We start from the raw sequence: 20,293 nt of genomic DNA on the forward strand, positions 1-20,293 counted from the left end.
GATGCGTCGGTCGGGTCCTTCGTACGACGTCGCTCAGAGCGTGACGGTGGCTCGGAAGAGCAGCGCGCCGTCACCCGTGAGGGTGGTCGGGCCGGCCGTCGCGGGGAGGAAGGCGGACTCACCCCGAGCCAGGGTGAGGGTGCTGCCGTCGGCGGCGGTGAGCTCGGCGGTGCCGTCGGTGCAGAGCAGGATCTGCGGGGCGTCACCGCCGAGGGTGCGCGGCTCGGCGCCGAGGCGGTAGCGGGAGAGGCGGAACTCGTCGATCGGGACGGGGTAGAGCTGCTCGCCGTCGTCGGAGACCGGCGGGCGCAGGATCTCGGGACGGCCGCCCTGGAGGCGGACCACCCGGAGCAGCTCGGGGACGTCCACGTGCTTGGGGGTGAAGCCCCCGCGCAGCACGTTGTCCGAGTTGGCGAGGATCTCGATGCCGACCCCGCGCAGATAGGCGTGCGGCACGCCCGCACCCAGGTAGAGCGCCTCGCCGGGCTGCAGCCGGACGTGGTTGAGCAGCAGGGCGGCGAGCAGCCCGGTGTCGCCGGGGAACTCGCGGGCTGCGCGGGCGTACCCGCCGAACTGGCCCTCCGGGTCGGCGGCGGCGGCCAGTTCGACGGCGGCGGCCGTCCGGGCGACGGTCTCGGCGGCCTGCTCGCCGGTCATCGACAGCACGGTCGCGAGGGCCGTGCCGAGGGCCTCCGCCTCGGGCTTGTTGCGGAGCAGCTCGATCAGCGGGGTGAGCGCGGGGACGCCCAGCGACTCCAGCAGGGCCGCCGACTCGGCGGGCGGCCGGAAGCCGCACAGGCCCTCGAACTCGTCCAGGGCGCAGACGAGTTCGGGCTTGTGGTTGGCGTCCTTGTAGTTGCGGTGCGGGGCGTCGGCCGGGATGCCCCGGGCCTCCTCGTCGGCGTAGCCGGCGCGGGCCTGGTCGAGGTCGGGGTGGGCCTGGATGGAGAGCGGCTTGCCGGCGGCGAGCACCTTGAGCAGGAAGGGCAGCTCCGGGCCGAACTTGCCGACGGCTTCGGCGCCGAGCTCGCGCTGCGGGTCCGCCGCGATCAGCTCGGCGAGCGACTGCGGGCCGTCGCCCCGGTCGACGCGGGAGGGTGCGCCGGGGTGGGCGCCCATCCAGAGCTCGGCCTGCGGCTCGCCGGTCGCCTGCTGGCCCAGCAGCTCGGGAATGGCCGTGGCCGACCCCCAGGCGTAGGGGCGGACGGTGTTGGCGAGCCTGTCCATGAGGGCGGTCCTTCGGGGCGGGGTGCTGGTGCGGCGGAGGAGAACGACCCTAGCCGACGGTTCGTAACAGGCGAGTGACACCGGGGTGGCCGTGCGACGTCGGCCGCCCCGGTCGGGGGGCAGCCTCAGTCAGGTGCGGACGAGGGTGAGGACGGTGTCGCGCAGGGCGGTCATGACTGCGGGGTCCTTGGCTTCGACGTTGAGGCGTAGCAGGGGTTCGGTGTTGGAGGCGCGGAGGTTGAACCACCAGTCGGGGCCGGTGACGGTGAGGCCGTCGAGGGTGTCGAGGGTGGTGTCGGGCCGGTTGTCGTAGGCGGCGCGGACGGCGGCGAGGCGGGCGGCCTGGTCGGTGACGGTGGAGTTGATCTCGCCGGAGGCGGCGTAGCGGTCGTATTCGGCGGTGAGGGCGGAGAGGGTGCCGTCCTGGTGGCCGAGGGCGGCGAGGACGTGGAGGGCGGCGAGCATGCCGGTGTCGGCGCGCCAGAAGTCGCGGAAGTAGTAGTGGGCGGAGTGTTCGCCGCCGAAGACGGCGCCGGTTTCGGCCATTTCCTGCTTGATGAAGGAGTGGCCGACGCGGGTGCGTACGGGGGTGGCGCCGAGTTCGCGGACGACCTCGGGGACGGTCCAGGAGGTGATCAGGTTGTGGATGACCACCGGGTTGGTCTCGCCGCCGGCTTGGGCGCGGGCGATCTCGCGGGCGGCGACCAGGGCGGTGATCGCGGAGGGGGAGACGGGCTCGCCGCGCTCGTCGACGACGAAGCAGCGGTCGGCGTCGCCGTCGAAGGCCAGCCCGATGTCCGCACCAATCTCGCGGACCCTCGCCTGCAGGTCGACGAGGTTCTTCGGGTCGAGGGGGTTGGCCTCGTGGTTGGGGAAGGTGCCGTCGAGTTCGAAGTACAGCGCGTCGACGTCCAGCGGCAGCCCCGCCAGCACGGTCGGCACGGTGTGGCCGCCCATCCCGTTGCCCGCATCCACGACGACCTTCAGCGGCCGGATCGCGGTCAGGTCGACCAGCCCCAGCAGGTGGTCGGCGTAGCCGCGCAGCGTGTCCTGCTCCGACAGCGCCCCCGGCGTCACGTCCAGCGGCGGGACGGTGACGGTGCCGTCGGCGCCGGTCCAGGATTCGACGAGTTCGCGGATCTCGTCCAGGCCGGTGTCCTGACCCACGGGCGCGGCACCCGAGCGGCACAGCTTGATGCCGTTGTACTGCGCGGGGTTGTGCGAGGCGGTGAACATCGCCCCCGGCAGATCCAGCGAACCGGACGCGTAGTACAGCTGGTCCGTCGAGCACAGCCCGATCAGCACCACATCCGCACCCGACGCCGCAGCACCCTCGGCGAACGCCCGCGACAGCGACGGCGACGACGGACGCATGTCATGCCCCACCACGACCGACGACGCACCCACCACCCGCACGAACGCCGCACCGAACGCCCGCGACAACCCCTCGTCCCACTGATCCGGCACCACACCCCGGACGTCGTACGCCTTCACCAACTGCTTCAGGTCCCGCACTGTCCAGCTCCACCCTGTTCGGTGCGGTCCGGTGGGCCGCACGCTCTCGGTCGACACCGGTGCGGGAGGCGCCGGGTCCGTCGGGCCGGCTGACCTCATGGGGTACGAGGGCGCGGCTGGTGGCGAGGCCGGTACGCGAGCGACCCTGCTCCGCGACCCGCTGGTGTTCAGGTTGAGCAGGAAGACTACCTGGTGGGCCGGGGCAGGTCGGGCGTGGCTGTCCGCCCGTTGTAGCATGCGGATTCTTGACATCTTCGTACCGCGTGGGCCCGGCTTGTGCGGGTACAGCCTGATGCGAACCGCCGACCTGACCCTCGGCTGTGGGCTCGGTGCCTCTTCCCAGACTGCTTCGAAAGGCTCAGACGTGACTGCCCCTGAGGAGACCACCTTCGCCGATCTCGGCAAGGTTCTGGTGATCATCCCGACCTACAACGAGGCGGAGAACGTCGAGCGGATCGTCTCCCGGGTGCGCGCGGCCGTCCCCGAGGTGCACGTCCTGGTCGCCGACGACAACAGCCCCGACGGCACCGGCGACCTCGCCGACAAGATCGCCGCCGACGACGATCACGTCCAGGTCATGCACCGCAAGGGCAAGGAAGGCCTCGGCGCCGCCTACCTCGCGGGTTTCCGCTGGGGCATCGACAACGGCTACGACGTCCTCGTCGAGATGGACGCCGACGGCTCCCACCAGCCCGAGGAACTCCACCGCCTCCTCACCGCCCTGCGCACCGCCGACCTCGTCCAGGGCTCCCGCTGGGTCGACGGCGGCAAGGTGGTCAACTGGCCCAAGTCCCGCCTCCTCATCTCCCGCGGCGGCTCCCTCTACTCCCGCCTCATGCTGAACGTCCCCATCAAGGACGTCACCGGCGGCTACCGCGCCTTCCGCAAGGACACCCTCCTCGGCCTCGGCATGGACGAAGTCGCCTCCGCCGGCTACTGCTTCCAGGTCGACCTCGCCTGGCGCACCGTCAAGACCGGCTACAAGGTCGTCGAAGTCCCCATCACCTTCATCGAACGCGAATTCGGCGCCTCCAAGATGAGCCGCAACATCCTCGTCGAAGCCCTCTTCCGCGTCACCGGCTGGGGCATCACCAGCCGCCTCCACAAGATCACCGGCGGCCGACTCGGCACCAAGTAGCACCAAGCAGCACCAGGCAACCGCGGCCCCGATATTCGCTGGGCCTCGTCGCGTCCCACCCCTACGGTGCCGGTATGACTGCACCGAAGGCACGTTGGTGGGACGCGATGCTGTTGCTGGCCCTGATCTGGGGCAGCAGCTTCCTCTTCGTCAAGGTCGCGGTGCAGGTGATACCACCCGCGTACGTCGCCCTCGGACGGATCGCCGTCGGCGCGGTCACGCTGCTCGTGGTGCTGGCGGTGACGAGACAGCGGCTGCCGCGCGACCCCGCCGTCTGGGGCCACTCGGCGGTGGTGGCGGCGCTGGTGAACGTCGCGCCGTTCATGCTCTTCTCCTGGGGCGAGCAGCACGTCTCCTCCGTCCTCGCGGGGATCTTCAACGCCACCACCCCGGTGCTGGCCATGCTCGTCGCCCTCGTCGCACTGCCCGAGGAGCGGCCCGGCCGCGCCCGCCTGGTCGGCCTGCCGATCGGCTTCGCCGGAGTGCTGGTGGTGCTCGGCGTCTGGCGCGGCGGCCACGGCGAGAGCCTGGCCGGGCAGCTCGCCTGCCTGGCGGCGGCCGGCTGCTACGCCCTCGGCTTCCCGTACGCGAAGCGGACGTTGGTCGGGCGGCCGGAGACGGTGCTCGAACTCTCCACCGTGCAGGTCGTGATCGCCACCGTCGAGGCCGCCGTGGCCGCGCCGCTGCTCTCCGGCGGGCTGCCGACCGGCCTCGGCCGCTGGTGGACCCCTCAGGTGGCCGGCTCGGTGCTGGCGCTCGGCGTGTTCTGCACCGCGATCGCCTACCTGCTCAACTACCGCGTCATCCGCCGGGCCGGAGCCGTCACGGCCACCATGGTGTCGTACCTGATGCCGATCGTCTCCGTCGCGGCGGGCGTGCTGCTGCTCGGTGAGCACCTCAGCTGGAACCAGCCCGTGGGCGCGCTGGTGGTGCTGCTCGGGGTGGCGATCGGCCAGGGCCTGCTGCGGGTCGGCCCCCGGCGGGCGGCTGCCGCGCCCGCCTCCGGGTGACCGGCGCGACTCACCCGGCTGGGCGCGCCTACCCGGCAATCCCGGGCCGCTGCTCCCAAGCTTGTCCCGTACGGGACCCCGCTCGGGCCCGTCCAGCCGTCCAGCCGAACAGGGAGCCGATGTGACGCCGTCCTCGCCCGACCAGACCGCCGGAGCGGAGCCGGCCGGGGGCGGTGCGGCGGGCCCGGCCCCCGCGCCGCTGCGGGTCGAGGTGTTCACCGGCCCCGAGACGGCGTTCTTCGCCACCTCCACACTGATCATGGGCGAGCGCACCGCGATCCTGGTCGACGCCCAGCTCACCCGCAGCGCGGGCCGCGAGCTCGCGGAGTGGATCGCGGGCAAGGACCGCACCCTGCTGGCCATCGTCGTCACCCACCAGCACCCCGACCACTACTTCGGCGCGGAGGAGGTGCTGCGGCTCTTCCCCAAGGCCCAGCTGCTGGCTGCACCCCAGGTCGTCGCGGAGATCGCCCGCACCGGCGCCGCCAAGGTCGCCCAGTGGAAGCCCGTCTACGGCGACGACATCCCCGACCAGCCGCTGCTGCCCGCAGCGCTGCTGCCGCAGCCCCTGATGATCGACCGCCAGCTGATCCGCGTCCTGTACCTGGGCCAGGGCGACTGCGCCTCCTCCACGCTCGTCCACGTCCCCAGCGTCCGCACCGTCGTCGCCGGGGACTTCGCCTACAACGGCACCCACGTCTGGACGGCTGACACCGGCCCCGCCGAGCGCGAGCAGTGGATCCACAACCTCGGCCGGATCGCCGACCTCGACGTCGACCGCGTCATCGCGGGCCACCGCGCACCCGGGGCGGACGACGACGCCGTACGCGTCCTCGGCTTCACCGGCGAGTACCTCCAGGACTTCGACCACGCGCTCGCCGCCCACCCGCACGACCCCGAGGCCCTGATCGCCGCCCTCGGCAGCCGCTACGGCGGTCTCACCCTCCCGGCGATCCTCGAACTCGGCGCGGCCGCCAACACCGCCGCGAACGCCGCCCGGCAGGATCTCGCCCGCCGCTCCCCCGTCCCGGACGAGAACGGGATCATCGACGCGGAGATCGTCGAGGACCCCTGAAGCCCGTCCGCCGGGCCGATACTGGCGGTATGACGTACGACGCGGTGGTGCTGGCGGGCGGCGGGGCCCGCAGGCTCGGCGGAGCGGACAAGCCCGCGCTGCAGGTCGGTGGGCGGCGGCTGCTCGACCGGGTGCTCGCCGTCTGCCCCGACGCCGGCCGGACGGTGGTGGTCGGCCCCGAGCGGGAGACCGCGTACGGCGGCGTCCGGTGGACCCGCGAGGAGCCCCCCGGCGGCGGGCCGGTCGCGGCCGTCGCGGCCGGGCTCGCCCAGGTGACGGCCGACCGGGTGCTGCTGCTCGCGGCCGACCTGCCCTTCCTGGACCGGCCGACCGTCACCCGCCTGCTCGCCGCCCTCGACGACGAGGAACAGGACGCCGCCCTGCTGGTCGACGCGGCCGGACGCGACCAGCCGCTCGCCGCCGCCTACCGGACGGCCCCCCTGCGCGCCGCCCTCGCCACCCTCGGCGAGCCGGCCGGCCTCCCGCTCCGCCGCCTCACCACCCAACTCACCACCACCCGGCTCGCCGACCCGGCAGGCGTCGCGTACGACTGCGACACCTGGGAGGAGCTCGCCCAGGCGGAACAGCGCGACCGGGCCGAACAGCACTGCTGAAGCCGACTGCGGCGGGTTCTCACGGGGGGCCGTCGGGCAGGTGAGCGAAACGTCACCGTGGGAGCCGTCCCGGGGTCGTCGGATCAGGCAGCATGGGGCCATGGAGCGCACGCTGGATGACTGGATCACCGAGGCCTGTACCGAGCTGGGCATCGACCTCGACGTCGATGTCCGGGGGCTGCTCGACCTCGCCCGGGTGGTTGCGCACGGGGTGGACCGCCCGGCCGCGCCGCTCACGACCTTCCTGATCGGCTACGCGGCGGCCCAGCAGGGCGGCGGTGCGGAGGCCGTCGCCGCCGCCTCGGCCAAGGCCGCGGGGCTCGCCGAGCGCTGGGCCGAGGCGTGACGGACACCCTGACGGTGCTCTCCGACCTGACGGGGAAAGCGGCAGACGTGACGGAGACCGGCCCGCTCGGCGGGCAGCTGAACGGCTGCCCGTGGCCGCAGGCCCGCCGGGCCGCGCGGCTGGCGGTGCGTCAACCGCTGCCCGCGACGGAGCTGGAGCTCGCGGCGGCGCTCGGCCACACGCTGGCCGCCCCGCTCGCCGCACTCACCGACCTGCCCGCCTTCGACACCTCGGCGATGGACGGCTGGGCGGTCGCGGGGCCGGGGCCCTGGCGGACCACCGGCCGGGTGCTGGCCGGGCAGGCGGCCCCGCCGCTGGCCGACGGCGAGGCGGTGGAGATCGCCACCGGGGCGCAGTTGCCGCCCGGCGCCACGGGCGTGCTGCGCCGCGAGCACGGCCGCACCGAGCAGGGCCTGCTGCACGCCGGCGGGCCGGTGCCGCCGGGGCAGGACGTGCGGCCGCGCGGTCAGGAGTGCCGCCTCGGGGAGCCGCTGCTCCCGGCGGGCACGCCCGTCACCCCTGCGGTGCTGGGCCTGGCGGCGGCCTGCGGGCACGACCGGCTCATCGTGCACCGCCGCCCGACCGTCGAGCTGCTGGTGCTCGGCGACGAGCTGCTCGCGGCGGGCCTGCCGGGGCCCGGCCTGGTCCGGGACGCGCTCGGCCCGATGCTGCCGCCGTGGCTGCTCGCGGCGGGCGCCGAGGTGATCGGCCGCCGGTACGTCCGGGACGACTTCGGGATGCTCCGGGACGCGGTGCGGCACTCGCCCGCCGACCTGGTGCTCACCACCGGCGGTACGGCGGCCGGGCCGGTCGACTTCCTGCACGACGCCCTGGTGGCGGCCGGTGGGCGGCTGCTGGTCGACGGCGTGGCCGTCCGGCCGGGGCACCCGATGGTGCTGGCCGAACTGCCCGGGGGCCGGCATCTGGTGGGCCTTCCGGGCAATCCGCTGGCGGCCGTCGCGGGCACCGTCACGCTCGCCCTGCCGCTGCTGCACCGCCTCTCCGGCCGCCCCGCGACACCGGCCTGCCCCGCGACGGCCGCCGCCGACCTCCCCGGGCACGCCACCGACACCCGGCTGCTCCCGGCCGTCCGGACCGAGCGGGGTGTGCTGCCGCTCGCCTTCGACGGCCCGGCGATGCTGCGCGGTCTCGCGCTGGCCGAGACCCTCGCCGTGGTGCCGCCCGGCGGCGTACCGGCGGGCGGGCCGGTCGAGCTGCTGGCCGTGCCGTGAGCGCGGGCCGGGGCCGCCCCCCGCTGCTGCGGCTGCGCCCGCCGGCCGGGCCGGACGTGACGGACGTGCTGCTGCCGGCCCGCCCGGCGGCCCCGCCGCTGCGGCAGGTCGGGCTGCGGTTGGCGCTGGCGCTGCTGGTGCTGGCCGTCACGACGCTGATCGTCTGGTTGGACCGGGCCGGGTACCACGACAACGCCGACGACTCGGTGAGCTTCCTGGACGCCGCGTACTACGCGACCGTCACGCTCTCCACCACCGGCTACGGCGACATCACGCCGGTCAGCGACGGTGCCCGGCTCACCAACATCCTGGTGATCACGCCGCTGCGCGTGGTCTTCCTGATCATCCTGGTCGGCACCACCCTGGAGGTGCTGACCGAGCGCACGCGCCAGCAGTGGCGGCTCAACCGCTGGAGGTCCACCGTGCGGGAGCACACCGTCGTCGTCGGGTACGGCACCAAGGGGCGCAGCGCCGTCGACACGCTGGTCGGCCAGGGGGTGCCGAAGGAGTCGATCGTGGTGGTCGACCCGCAGCGCAAGGTGATCGACCAGGCGACCCGGGACGGCCTGGTCGGGGTGCTCGGCGACGCGACCCGGACGGACACCCTGATGCGGGCCGAACTCCCCAACGCCGCACGGGTGGTGGTCGCCCCGGAGCGGGACGACACGGCGGTGCTGGTGACGTTGACGGCGCGCCAGCTGAACAAGTCGGCCACCGTCGTCGCCGCCGTCCGGGAGGACGAGAACGCGCCGCTGCTGCGGCAGAGCGGGGCGGACGTGGTGGTGACGAGTTCGAGCTCGGCCGGGCGGCTGCTCGGCATGTCGATGCTCAGCCCGCACGCGGGTGCGGTGATGGAGGACCTGCTGACGTACGGGACGGGGCTGGACGTGGTCGAGCGCCCGGTCACCCGGGACGAGGCCGGGCGGAGTCCGCGCGAGTGCGAGGACCTGGTGGTCGCGGTGGTCCGGGGGCACCGGGTGCTGAAGTACACCGAGCCGGAGGCCGCCGTGCTCCAGCTGACCGACCGGGTGATCACCATCCAGCGGGCGGTGCCGCGCAGCGGCTGACCCGGCCGGCCGCCAGGCGGGTTGACCCGCGCCCGGCGGGGCGTTGGCAGTAGCGTCGGGGGCATGTATGCGATGACGATCCCCGTGCCCGGTGGCCCTGAAGCACTCGTCCGGGCCGTGGTGCCCGAGCCGGTGCCCGGCGAGGGCGAGGTGCTGGTCGAGGTGGCGGCGACCGCCGTCAACCGGGCTGACCTGCTGCAGCGGCAGGGCTTCTACGACCCGCCGCCGGGCTCGTCCCCGTACCCGGGGCTGGAGTGTTCCGGGCGGATCGCCGCGCTCGGCCCCGGGGTGTCGGGCTGGGGCGTCGGCGACGAGGTGTGTGCGCTGCTGTCCGGTGGCGGGTACGCCGAGCGGGTCGCCGTGCCGGTCGGCCAGCTGCTGCCCGTCCCGCAGGGGCTGTCCCTGGAGCAGGCCGCCGCGCTGCCGGAGGTCGCGGCGACGGTCTGGTCGAACGTGTTCATGGTGGCCCACCTGCGGCCCGCCGAGACGGTGCTGCTGCACGGTGGCGGCAGCGGCATCGGCACGATGGCGATCCAGCTGGCCAAGGCGGTGGGCGCCAGGGTGGTGGTGACGGCGGGCAGTTCGGAGAAGCTGGCGCGCTGCGCGGAGCTGGGCGCCGACGTCCTGGTCAACTACCGCGAGCAGGACTTCGTGGCGGCCGTCCGGGAGGCCACCGGGGGCGCCGGGGCGGATGTCGTCCTCGACATCATGGGTGCCAAGTACCTCCAGCGGAACGTGGACGCCCTGGCCGTCAACGGCCGTCTGGTGATCATCGGTCTCCAGGGCGGCGTCAAGGCGGAGCTGGACCTCGGCACCCTGCTGCGCAAGCGCGCGGCCGTGGCGGCGACCAACCTGCGCGGCCGCCCGCTGGCCGAGAAGGCGGCGATCGTGGCGGCCGTCCGCGAGCACGTCTGGCCCCTGGTCGAGGCGGGGGTGGTCAAGCCGGTCGTCGACCGGGTGCTGCCGCTGGCCGAGGCCGCCACCGCCCACCGCGTGGTGGAGGCGGGCGAGCAGGTCGGCAAGGTCGTGCTGCGGGCGTGAGCGCCCGGCGTTCTCGGCCCGGCCGGATCCGATCCGATCTGTTGATCAGTCAGTGATCATGCAGTGGTGCGGAATTGACGGAACATCATCTCTGGTGATCGATGAATTGATCGGTTCTTTCCAATTTCTACTTCGGCCTACGGTGTGACAATATCCAGCCACTGAGTTGCTGGTGGCGACGGGCAAGCCCCGCCGCGAGCTCCCTGGGGTTGGTCATGAACACACCGCAGAGACCGGAACGAGCGAGCCGCAGACTGCTCTTCCGGGTGGACGTCAAGAAGTACGGGCCGAGGGTGCTGTCGGAGCACCTCGGGGTGCAGGAGGTGCTCTCCGGGCTGATCGACCGGGCGGCTGGGGAGGCCGGTCTCGACCGGTCGGGCTGGGAGGAGCAGGTCGGCGGGGACTCCGTGCTGGCCTTCGTCCCGGAGCAGGACGAGGCTGAGCTGCGGCTGGTCGACGGCTTCGTCCGGGCCCTGATGGCGGGCCTGGCCGAGCACAACGGGCAGGCGCCGGAGGGCGTCCGCTGCCGGGTCCGGATGGCCGTGCACCACGGCCTGGCCGAGCCGGGGCCGCTCGGTCACGGCGGCCCGGCGCCGGTGCTCGTCTCCCGGCTGGTCGACAGCCCGCAGCTGAGCCGGGCGCTGGACGGCTCACCGGACGCCGGGCTGGCCCTGGCCCTCTCCCGGCAGGTCTTCCAGGACACCGTGCTCCAGCGGCGGACGAGCCTGCGCCCGGCCGACTTCCGCGAGGTGCGGGTCGCCCTCCCGGCGAAGGACTTCGAGGAGCCGGCCTGGCTCTGGGTGCCGGGCGGTGACGTGCACCGGCTCGACCTCGACGACCCGCCCGCACCACCTGCCGCGCCCGCCGCGCCCGCCGAGCCCGCCGGGCCTGCCGCGCCCGGCCCGGCCGAGCCGGCCGGCGCCCAGGTGGTCAACCACTTCCACGGGTCGGTGGACGCCAGGCGGGCCAACTTCGGTGTCTCCCAAGGCCGAAGATGAACGCCCCGGAGGAGCCGCCCGCAGCCTCCCCGCCCGCCGCGCCCCCGCCCGCCGGCCCGCAGCCCGCCGAGAGCCTCGGCCCAGGCGTGCACAACCACTTCCACGGCCAGGTCAACGCGGCGGGCGCGCACTTCGGCACCGGCGCCGAACAGCCCACCGGCCGCCGCAGCAACACCGGCAACCTCTCCGAGGCCGAGGTCGGCGAGCTGCTGGTGGGGTACGTCCGCCCGGCGCCGTACGAGGAGGCACTCGGGGCGCTGCACCGGGAGCGGGTGGTACTGCTGACCGGGCCCGCCGGTACGGGAAAGCGCAGCGGAGCGGTCAATCTGCTGCGGGAGGTCACCTCCGGCCCGCTGCGGCTGCTCTCACCCGTCCTCGCCGCCGACGAGCTGGCGAAGGCGCCGTACGAGCGCGGCTGGGGCTACGCCCTGCTCAACCGGACGGAGGAACTCGCGGGCGGGGAGCCGCAGGACTTCGGCTGGCGGCAGGTCCGGGACCAGGTCCTCGCCTGCGGTGCCTACCTGGTGGTCACCGCCAGGGCCGAGCGGTTCACCCCGGGGGCGCCCAGCTCGCTGACCCCGGTGCGCTGGGCCGCCCCGGACCCGGTCGAGGTGCTGCGGACGGCCCTCGGGCACGCCGGGTGCGACGGGCCGACCGTCGAGCTGGCGCTGCTCCACCGCCACGAGGACGCCACACCCCGCGAGCTGGCCCGGATCGCCGGGCGGATCGCCGACGGGGAGCCGCCCGAGCAGGTCTGGGCCGAGCGCACCTCCGCCCTCGACCCCGAGGTCACCGCCTGGTTCGAGGCCCGGCCCGAGCCGCGCCCGTTGCTGTCGGTGGTCGCACTGGCCTTCGTCCCGGGCGCCGGGGAGCGGGACTTCGAGCGGGTGCTGAGCCTGCTCCGGTCCGCCCTGGAGCGTGAAGGCGCGGGGGAGGACGGCCCGGCCGAGGGCGGGGAGACCACCTTCCGGCCGCTGCGGGCCGAGCTGACCACCGAGGGCGGGCTGATCACCACCACCAGGCTGCTGGTCGGCGCGCTTCCCCGCAACGCCGTGGTGTTCCGCCGCGCCGCCCACCGGGCGCAAGTCCTGCGCGAGCTCTGGCAGCGCTACCACAACGAGCTGTGGGACGGCGTCCGGCGCTGGCTCGGCCTGCTCGTGGAGGCGGCCGACCCGGCCGAGGACGCGGAGCTCCAGGTCTCCGTCGCCGCCGGGCTCGCACTGCTCGCCCGCGCGGCCTTCGAGGAGGTCCTGACGCAGTACCTCTGGCCCTGGACGGGGCGCGCCAGCACCCCGGCCGAGCGCCTCACCGCCGTCTACACACTCTGGTGGATGGCGATGGACGACGAGGTGGCCGCGGCCGCGCTGGACATCGCCCGGCGCTGCGCCTGCGACCGCGACCCCATGCGCCGCGGTCTCGCCGCGCTGGTGTTCGGCGGTGAGCTCGGGGTGCGCTTCCCCGCCGAGGCGGTGCGCTGGATCTGGCACGTCGCGGGTCAGGAACCGGCCGGTGAGGTGCTGGCCGTCGAGGAGCTGGGGCGGCTCTTCGCCGGCCTGGTCGACTACGGCGAGGACACCCAGGTGGTGCTGGGGGTGCTGCGCAGCCGGGCGGCGCGCTTCATCGACCGGCCGTACTCGTACCGGCCGAGGGAGCTGGCCCGGCAGGCCGCACTGGCGGTGCTGGAGGCGGAGAGCCCGCGCGGCGGCTCGACGGCGGCCGGGCTGCTGCTCGGCGCGGAGCCGGCGAGCGAGCCGGCCCGCCGGGAGCGGGCCGAACTGCTCGCCGATCTCTGGGCCCCGCTGCTGCGGGCCCTGCCGACCATGGGCCGGGCCCGGCGCTCGCTCTTCGCCTGCCTGCGGACGGTCGACCGGTCGGGCGCCGACCCGCAGGGGGATCTGGGTCTGATCGGCGGCGAGCTGGAGGCGAGGCTGAGCCCGCGCGAGTGGCAGGCCCTGGTACTGGGCCTGCAACGGCTCGCCGCGGCGCCCGCCGGGCGGCTCGGCAAGGGCGAGGCGCTGCGGTTGCTGGACGCCCTGCAACGGGCCGGCACCCGGCCCGGGGACTGACATTTGTCAAGGAGGGGACCTGAGTTGGACAACGACACCTACCCCATTGTGGCCGAACGGCAGCTCGACCGGCTGCCCGCCGCCCGGAGGTTCCGCAGCAACCCCGCCCGGGAATCCGGCGACCTGCTGCCCGTCAGCTCGTACCAGAAACTGGTCTACCGGATCGGCGAGGAGTACGTCGTCGACGACGGCACCTTCACCCTGAACGACCCGAGGGTGCGGGCCGCGACCTCGGTGACGCTGGTGGACTGCCGCAAGGACGTCCCGATCGTGGTCGACCTGAAGCTGGGCTCGCACGAGGCCGAACAGTTCACCGTCCGGGCGGAGTTCGCCTGCGGGGTGATCGAGGCGGGCCAGGTGGTGCAGGACGGGCGGCAGATCCGCACCAACCTGCTCGGCTACCTGGGCGGCTGCCCGCGCATCCACGACATCGCGCAGCAGCACGGCATCGACGAGCTGCTCCAGGTACGGGAGTTGGTGCAGACCCAGATCCGCGCCTACACCGAGATCCAGCCGCCCTCGTACCCGGGCATGGTGGTGCGGGTGATCGGGACGGACGTGCTGACGCCCTCGCTGCTCAGGGAGTTGGAGTACGCCCGAAGAGTGCAGGAGCGCGAGCACGAGGAGGCGATCGCACGCCGGGAGCGGGCGCTGCGGATCACCCGGCTCGACCAGCGCAACAGCCACGTCGTCCGGACGGACAAGCTCGACCTCGACCAGGAGTACGACACCCTGGCCCGTGGCTACGCGCAGGACAACCGCCGGTCGGAGCGGAAGGAGGCGATCGACGAGCAGCTGCACACCCATGACCTCCAGGATCTCGACCAGCACGGCGATCTGGGCCGCCGTCGCCGGGGCAACGAGTTCGCCCGCGAGGAGGCGGAGGCCGACTACCTGGCGATCGGCGAGGACATCGCGGGGCAGCTGCGGCTCGCCCACCAGCGCGGCGAGATCAGCTCGGAGCGGCTCTTCCAGCAGCTGGACCACCTTGACCAGCGCTCCTACGGGCGGAGCAACGAGCAGCGCGCGCTGGATCGCGAGGACATCCGCTGGGAGGCGGGCCGGGAGGACCAGCGCCGGGCGGAGGAACGCCAGGAGAAGGTGCAGGAGATGGAGCGCCAGCGCCTGCACCTGCAGATCGAGACGGAGGAGCGCCGGGCCGCCGCCGCCCAACAGCGCGACGAGCACCGCTGGACGGTCGAGCGGGAGGACCGCCGCGCCCAGGCGCACCAGGATGCCGCCCGGGAGGCGCGGATGGCCGAGCTCAAGCGCCGTCACGACGACCAGCAGCGCCGGTTGGAGATGAGCTTCGAGCTGCGCCGCTCGGCCATCCAGAAGGGTTACGGCGACAGCAGTATCGAGGAGTTGGAGAGATTCGTGGGGGGCCTGGAGAACTACGACCGCCAGCAGGACGGGGACGGCCCGGCAGCGGCCGGCGCCGTCCCCGCCGCCGAGGAGCGGAGACGGGAGCTGGCCGAGGCCGCCGAGCCCGACCGCCTGCGCAAGCAGGGTGGGCCGGCCCCGGTGGCCGAGGAGGACAGCGGTGCGGAGCGTGACAACGACGTCTCCGGCGACGTGTGGAGGTTCGGTGGCTGACATGCTGGTCGACCGACAGGCGGAGGCCGCCACCCCGCTGCTCCCGGACGCCGTGACCCTCCCCGGCACGCCGTCGCACCCGCCTGCCGTACCGGTGCCCCCGGCTGCCTCCGGGCGCTGGCCGTCCCCGCCGGACCACGGGCCGGCTCGGGCGCTGCGCAGGCTCATCGGCATCCGCGAGGAGTTGCTGGACCTGACGGCGGACGAGCGCCCGCGCTATACCAAGTACGCCTTCATCGTGCTCAACACGGGCCTGCTGGCGGCGGTCTCGATGGGCGTCGCGGTGCGCAAGGTGGTGCCGGGCGCGCCGCTGCTCGGGGTGCTGGCCGTCGCCCTGATCTGGGGCTGGCTGATCCTGACCCTGGACGGCTTCCTGGTCTCGTGCAGCCACGGCGTGTTCGACCTGAGGTCGAAGCTCGTCCTGCTGCTGCCCCGGCTGGCGGTCGCGCTGGTGGTCGGGCTGGTGATCGCGGAGCCGCTGGTGCTGCAGATCTTCCAGCCCACCATCCGGGACCAGATCAACGCGACCAACTCGTCCTCCTACGACACCGAGATCAAGCTCTGGGAGGCGTGCAACCCGGTCGACCCCACGACGGTCGACCGGCGGAGCTGCGCGGGTCACATCCTCCCGGTCACCTCGGGCCTCCAGTCGCTCCGCGACCAACTGTCGGCCACCTCGACCCAGTTGGTCACTCAGCAGAAGGAACTCGACGGCCTTCAGGCGCAGTTCAGGACGCTGGTCGACAAGACCGACGCGGAGTGCAACGGGGACGCCCGCACCGGGACGACCGGAGTCCGGGGCAAGGGCCCGGCCTGCGACGCCGACACCGCCGCCCAGGAGCAGTTCCGCACCGACCAGCGGCTGGCCGGGCGGGCCGCCGAGCTCGCGACGCTGCGGACCCAGCAGGCCGACCTGACCGCCGCCGTCCAGAAGGCGGCCGCCGACCACGCGGCGGCCGTCGACAAGGGCGCGGTGCAGAAGGCCGAGCAGTACCGCCGGGACCACAGCGGGGTCGGGCTGCTGGACGAGGACAAGGCGCTCGGGAAGGTCTCGGCGAACAGCTTCTTCGTCTTCGCCGGGGTCTGGCTCGTCCGGCTGCTGGTGCTGCTGCTCGACTGCATGCCGATCCTGGTCAAGTTCATGGGCGGGCCGACGAGTTACGACGCCATCCTGGCCGAGCAGCTGCGGAGCAACGTGGTCCGCGCGGGCACCCGCCGCCGCCTGGACGAGCGCGGCATCACCGTCCACCAGGAGGTCGAGATCTACCGCCGCGAGCAGGACGCCCAGGCCGCCCGGGAGGAGATCGACGCGGGCTACCGGCTCGCGCGGGCCCGGCGCAACGCCGATCTGGAGGACCAGATCAACCAGCTGGCCGAGCAGTACCTGAGCCAGTCCCGGTGGTCGGCGGCCCGTTCGGCGAACCGGCCGGGCCGTCAGGCCGGTTGACCGCACCGGCACCGGGCGCGGCCCGAATGCCGACATCTGATGACGGGTCAGAGTGCCGAGATCCCCGGCCTGGTCGAGCGGAGCATCGGGCAGCTCGCGGAGCGCGCTGCCCAGTTGGTGGACGCCTTCGACCTGCCCGGGGAGTTCTTCGCGGCCCGCCCGATCGCCGGCCCCGACTACCAGTCGGCCTTCGCCGCCCCCGGCAGCACTCGGCAGAGCGCCTCCAGGGCCGCGCCGTAGGCGTGTTCGGGCGGTGTCGCATAGCCGATCACCAGCCCGTCGGCGGCCGGGGGGACAGCTGCCCCGGCGGCTGCACCGGCCGCCGACGGGTGCCGGAAGGCGGCCAGGCCGTCCAGGGCGACGCCCTGCCGGGCGGCAGCGGCCAGTGTCTCGGCCTCGGTGCCGTCCGGCAGGCGCAGCACGGCGTGCAGCCCGGCTGAGAGCCCGGTGACGGTGATGTGCGGCGCGTGCTCGGCCAGGGTGGCGACGAGCCGGTCGCGGCGGTCGCGGTAGTGCTGGCGCATCCTGCGGATGTGGCGGTCGTAGGCGCCGGTCTCGATGAAGTCGGCGAGCGTGAGCTGGTCGATCACCCCCACCCAGGCCTCGCGTTCGCCCTTGGCGGCCAGCACGGGGTCGACGAGGTGCTCGGGCAGCACCATCCAGCCCAGCCGCAGCGCGGGGGAGAGGCCCTTGCTGACGGAGCCGAGATAGCCGACCCGCTCCGGGTCGAGGCCCTGCAGCGCACCGACCGGGCGCCGGTCGTACCGGAACTCGCCGTCGTAGTCGTCCTCCAGGATCACCCCGCCGGTGCTTCGGGCCCAGTCGACGGCCGCCGCCCGCCGCCCGGGGTGCAGGGCGACCCCGGTCGGGAACTGGTGGGCAGGGGTCAGCAGCGCCGCCCGGCAGTCGTGCAACTCCGTGGTGCGGGCGCCCTGTTCGTCGACCTCCAGCGGGACGGTCCGGACGTGCGCGGCGTCGAGCAGGCTCCGGTGGAACGGCAGTCCGTACGCCTCCACGGCCAGCGGTCCGCGCAGCACCGCGCCGCCGAGGAGCAGCCGCAGGCCGTGCGCGACGCCGGAGCAGACGACGATCCGCTCCGGGTCGGTGCGCAGGCCCCGGGCCCGCGCGAGGTAGTCGGCCAGCGCCTGCCGCAGCTCGGGGCGGCCGCGCGGGTCGCCGGGCCCGAACGCCTCGTTGGGGGCCCGGTCGACGGCCCGGCGGGTGGCGGCGATCCAGGCCCCCCGGGGGAAGGTCGCCGCGTCCGGCTGCCCCTGGCGCAGGTTGTGCACGGGCCGCTGCCCGGCCTCCGGCGCTCGTCCGGCCGGCCGGGCCGCCCCGCGCGGCCGGGCCCGCCCGGCGACGCGGGTGCCGGAGCCCTGCTGGGCGGTCAGCCAGCCCTCGGCGACCAGCTCGGCGTACGCCCCCGCGACGGTGTTCCGGGCCAGCCCAAGGTCGGCGGCGAGCGAGCGGTAGGGCGGCAGCAGGAGGCCGGGGGCCAGCCGCCCGTCCCGGACGGCCTCGCGCAGGGCGTGGGCGAGGGCCGCCCGGCGGCTGCCGGTGCGGGGGAGCTCCAGATGCAGGTCGGCGCCGATCCGCTCGGCCGAATTGACCCATGTTTCTTCCATCGGAATGCACCTTACGACAGGTCTTCTCGCACCCTAGATTGGTGGGTATGACGACGAACACCGCAGCAGCCCGAGTCAACTTCGCCAAGGCCGCCCCGAAGGCCTTCAAGGCCCTCCTCGGCTTCGACGCCGCCGCCCGCGAGGGCCTGGACCCGGCCCTGGTGGAGCTGGTCCAGATCCGGTCCTCCCAGCTGAACGGCTGCGCGTACTGCCTGCACATGCACACCACCGATGCGCGCAAGGCGGGCGAGAGCGAGGAGCGGCTGCACCTCGTCGCCCTCTGGCGGGAGGCCGGGCACTTCTTCACCGCCCAGGAGCAGGCCGCGCTGGCGCTGACCGAGGCCGTCACGCTGGTCTCGCACGGCGGTGTCCCGGACGAGGTCTACGCCCGTGCCGCCGAGCACTTCGAGGAGGCGGAGCTGGCCCGGCTGCTGGCCCTGATCTTCACCATCAACACCTGGAACCGGATCGCGCTGAGCACCGGCAAGGTCCCCGGCACCGACGAGCGCGGCGCCTGACCCCAGGGCCCCGATGATGCGGGCCGAATGTCTGAAATGCCCGTAATGACGGAATGTGTGAGGCTGGTCCGGAGCTGTCCCGCCGCTGCCCGCGCCCTGGCGCGGTCGGCCGTCGGAAGGACCTCCGTCCGTGGCCGCACCTCCGTACGTGTTCTCCGAGCTCCGCCGCATCCGGGGCGTCCGCCCCGCGTCCGGCTCCGTCCTCCGCGCTGCTCCCGCGCGGTGGGCGGTACGTACGGCCGCCGGTCTGGCCGTCCCGCTGCTGCTGGCCTGCCCGGCGGTGGCTGCCGACGGTGCCCGCCCCGGCGCGGGGAGCACCGCGCCTGCGGCCGCCGCTCCGGGGGCGCCGATACCGGCGGTCGGCATACCTGCGCTGCCCGCCCTGCCGTCGCCGCCTGTGCTGCCCACGCCGCCTGCACTGCCCTCGCTGCCCGCGCTGCCGGGTGTCCCGGTGGGGCCGAGCGCCACCCCGACCGACGCGTCCTGCCCGCCGAGCAGTGAGCCGCCCTGCCCGTCGAGCCCGGAGCCGGGGACGCCCTCCCCGAGCCGGTCGGCCTCGCCGTCGCCCGGCACCCCGAGCGGCACCCCGTCGGCCACCGCGAGCCCGACGCCCTCGCCGACCCCGTCCCCGACCCCGTCCGTGTCGGCGAGTGTGTCCGCGATCGCGCCCCAGCCGGTGGCCGCCGCCTCCTCGCCCGCGCTCCGCCGGCCGGGCCCCGAGCTGGCTCCGGCCGCCGCCCCGGAGGAGCCTGCGGCCGTACAGCCCGAGGTCGCGGCCCCGGAAGCGGCTCCGGAGGGGGACGACTCCGCAGACGGCACGGACGACGCCGACACCGCCGCCCCCGACCCCGGCGAGGCCGCGCCGCAGGCCGCCGCCACCTCCGCAGCCCGTCCGGTCGCCCAGGCCGCCGTCGACGTGACGACCCCGCTGCGCTGGACGGACCCCTCCAACCTCCAGCTGCCGCTGGGCGCCGGGCTGGCCCTGATCGGCTGCGGTCTCGGGCTCGTGGGGCTGCGGCTGCGCCACCGCTGAGGCCGTGGCCCGACCGGAACGCCGCGCCGCATCATGGTCTGTCAGTTGACCCTCTCCACTTGCGAAGCATATGAAGGAGCTATGACTAACCCGATGAACGACCCGTCGATGCCGGAGACGTACCAGGCGTCGGGCGGACAGCCGGGTGAAGGCCCGAAGGTGCTGATCGTGGGTCCGGACGGGATGCCGGTCGGGGCGGTGCCGGGTTCTGGCTTCGGCAGCGGTGGGAGCGGCGAGGGGTTCGAGCCCCGTGAGCTCCCGGTGACCGAGATGGTCGAGCAGCCCGCGAAGGTGATGCGGATCGGCAGCATGATCAAGCAGCTGCTGGAGGAGGTCCGGGCGGCTCCTCTCGACGAAGCCAGCCGGGTGCGGCTGAAGGAGATCCACAAGAGCTCGATCAAGGAGCTGGAGCTGGGGCTCGCGCCCGAGCTGGTCGAGGAGTTGGAGCGGCTGTCGCTCCCGTTCACCGACGACACCATCCCGACCGAGGCCGAACTGCGGATCGCCCAGGCCCAGCTGGTCGGCTGGCTGGAGGGCCTCTTCCACGGCATCCAGACGGCGCTGTTCGCCCAGCAGATGGCGGCCAGGGCCCAGCTGGAGCAGATGCGCCGCGCCCTCCCGCCCGGCAGCCTCGGCGCCGAGCACGACGTCGACGACCCGGGCGAGAGCCGTGGCGGCCTGCGCGCCGGGCCGTACCTGTAGGCCGAGCCCTGGGGGCGCACCGGGCGCGTGAGGTTTCCCCGAT

Annotated in this window: 17 protein-coding genes and 1 pseudogene; 15 read left to right on the top strand and 3 right to left on the bottom strand. The window is 74.2% G+C overall.

Annotation, left to right across the window (positions count from 1 at the left end):
* Positions 1-33 precede the first annotated feature (33 nt).
* Together manA and ACR68M_RS16490 are read right to left on the bottom strand one after the other, a co-directional pair.
* The gene (gene manA / locus ACR68M_RS16485) at positions 34-1,227 is read right to left on the bottom strand and encodes a mannose-6-phosphate isomerase, class I (RefSeq protein WP_441251266.1); all 1,194 of its coding nucleotides are present in this window, start codon (positions 1,225-1,227) and stop codon (positions 34-36) included.
* 129 nt (positions 1,228-1,356) lie between these two features.
* Entirely contained in the window at positions 1,357-2,742 is a 1,386-nt protein-coding gene (locus tag ACR68M_RS16490; RefSeq protein ID WP_441251267.1) for a phosphomannomutase/phosphoglucomutase, read from the bottom strand.
* A 364-nt stretch (positions 2,743-3,106) separates the two neighbouring features.
* Here ACR68M_RS16490 and ACR68M_RS16495 point away from each other — a divergent pair, with 364 nt between their 5' ends.
* The 12 genes and pseudogenes from ACR68M_RS16495 to ACR68M_RS16550 all read left to right on the top strand — a co-directional run bounded on the left by ACR68M_RS16495 (position 3,107) and on the right by ACR68M_RS16550 (position 16,612).
* The gene (locus ACR68M_RS16495; protein ID WP_441250662.1) at positions 3,107-3,880 is read left to right on the top strand and encodes a polyprenol monophosphomannose synthase; all 774 of its coding nucleotides are present in this window, start codon (positions 3,107-3,109) and stop codon (positions 3,878-3,880) included.
* A gap of 74 nt (positions 3,881-3,954) precedes the next feature.
* Entirely contained in the window at positions 3,955-4,890 is a 936-nt protein-coding gene (locus ACR68M_RS16500; RefSeq protein ID WP_441251268.1) for a DMT family transporter, read from the top strand.
* Positions 4,891-5,011: 121 nt separating this feature from the next.
* Positions 5,012-5,965 carry an MBL fold metallo-hydrolase gene (locus ACR68M_RS16505; RefSeq protein WP_441251269.1) on the top strand — a complete coding sequence of 318 codons (954 nt, stop codon included), beginning with the start codon at positions 5,012-5,014 and terminating at the stop codon, positions 5,963-5,965.
* A 29-nt stretch (positions 5,966-5,994) separates the two neighbouring features.
* A pseudogene (locus tag ACR68M_RS16510) lies at positions 5,995-6,925 on the top strand (NTP transferase domain-containing protein).
* A 47-nt stretch (positions 6,926-6,972) separates the two neighbouring features.
* On the top strand, positions 6,973-8,157 hold the full coding sequence (locus tag ACR68M_RS16515) for a molybdopterin molybdotransferase MoeA (protein ID WP_441251629.1): 1,185 nt from the start codon (positions 6,973-6,975) through the stop codon (positions 8,155-8,157).
* A 56-nt stretch (positions 8,158-8,213) separates the two neighbouring features.
* Complete coding sequence (locus ACR68M_RS16520) at positions 8,214-9,224, top strand: potassium channel family protein (protein WP_441251630.1); 1,011 nt, start codon at positions 8,214-8,216, stop codon at positions 9,222-9,224.
* Positions 9,225-9,287: 63 nt separating this feature from the next.
* Positions 9,288-10,265, top strand: a complete 978-nt coding sequence (locus tag ACR68M_RS16525; RefSeq protein ID WP_441251270.1) for an NAD(P)H-quinone oxidoreductase — start codon at positions 9,288-9,290, stop codon at positions 10,263-10,265.
* A 215-nt stretch (positions 10,266-10,480) separates the two neighbouring features.
* The gene (locus ACR68M_RS16530; protein ID WP_441251271.1) at positions 10,481-11,263 is read left to right on the top strand and encodes a hypothetical protein; all 783 of its coding nucleotides are present in this window, start codon (positions 10,481-10,483) and stop codon (positions 11,261-11,263) included.
* Positions 11,260-13,329 carry a hypothetical protein gene (locus tag ACR68M_RS16535; protein WP_441251272.1) on the top strand — a complete coding sequence of 690 codons (2,070 nt, stop codon included), beginning with the start codon at positions 11,260-11,262 and terminating at the stop codon, positions 13,327-13,329. Before ACR68M_RS16530 ends, ACR68M_RS16535 begins: the two co-directional genes overlap by 4 nt.
* A 24-nt stretch (positions 13,330-13,353) precedes the next feature.
* Positions 13,354-14,925, top strand: a complete 1,572-nt coding sequence (locus ACR68M_RS16540; RefSeq protein ID WP_441251273.1) for a hypothetical protein — start codon at positions 13,354-13,356, stop codon at positions 14,923-14,925.
* Position 14,926: 1 nt separating this feature from the next.
* The gene (locus tag ACR68M_RS16545) at positions 14,927-16,372 is read left to right on the top strand and encodes a DUF4407 domain-containing protein (RefSeq protein ID WP_441251631.1); all 1,446 of its coding nucleotides are present in this window, start codon (positions 14,927-14,929) and stop codon (positions 16,370-16,372) included.
* A 39-nt stretch (positions 16,373-16,411) separates the two neighbouring features.
* Positions 16,412-16,612 (top strand): hypothetical protein, encoded by a 201-nt coding sequence (locus ACR68M_RS16550; RefSeq protein ID WP_441251274.1) that lies wholly within the window; start codon positions 16,412-16,414, stop codon positions 16,610-16,612.
* Here the strand turns inward: ACR68M_RS16550 and pdxR are convergent.
* On the bottom strand, positions 16,549-17,997 hold the full coding sequence (gene pdxR / locus ACR68M_RS16555; protein ID WP_441251275.1) for a MocR-like pyridoxine biosynthesis transcription factor PdxR: 1,449 nt from the start codon (positions 17,995-17,997) through the stop codon (positions 16,549-16,551). The genes ACR68M_RS16550 and pdxR overlap by 64 nt on opposite strands.
* Before the next feature lie 47 nt (positions 17,998-18,044).
* Here pdxR and ACR68M_RS16560 point away from each other — a divergent pair, with 47 nt between their 5' ends.
* From ACR68M_RS16560 to ACR68M_RS16570, 3 genes are all read left to right on the top strand, one after another.
* Positions 18,045-18,515, top strand: coding sequence for a carboxymuconolactone decarboxylase family protein (locus tag ACR68M_RS16560; RefSeq protein WP_441251276.1), 471 nt, complete (start codon positions 18,045-18,047; stop codon positions 18,513-18,515).
* A gap of 130 nt (positions 18,516-18,645) precedes the next feature.
* Positions 18,646-19,548: a hypothetical protein gene (locus ACR68M_RS16565; protein WP_441251277.1), complete on the top strand. Its 903-nt coding sequence runs from the start codon at positions 18,646-18,648 to the stop codon at positions 19,546-19,548.
* 108 nt (positions 19,549-19,656) lie between these two features.
* Entirely contained in the window at positions 19,657-20,250 is a 594-nt protein-coding gene (locus ACR68M_RS16570; protein WP_441251632.1) for a bacterial proteasome activator family protein, read from the top strand.
* Positions 20,251-20,293 lie beyond the last annotated feature (43 nt).

Origin of the sequence: Kitasatospora sp. McL0602 (assembly GCF_052076145.1) — a bacterium.
Taxonomy (GTDB): Bacteria; Actinomycetota; Actinomycetes; order Streptomycetales; family Streptomycetaceae; genus Kitasatospora.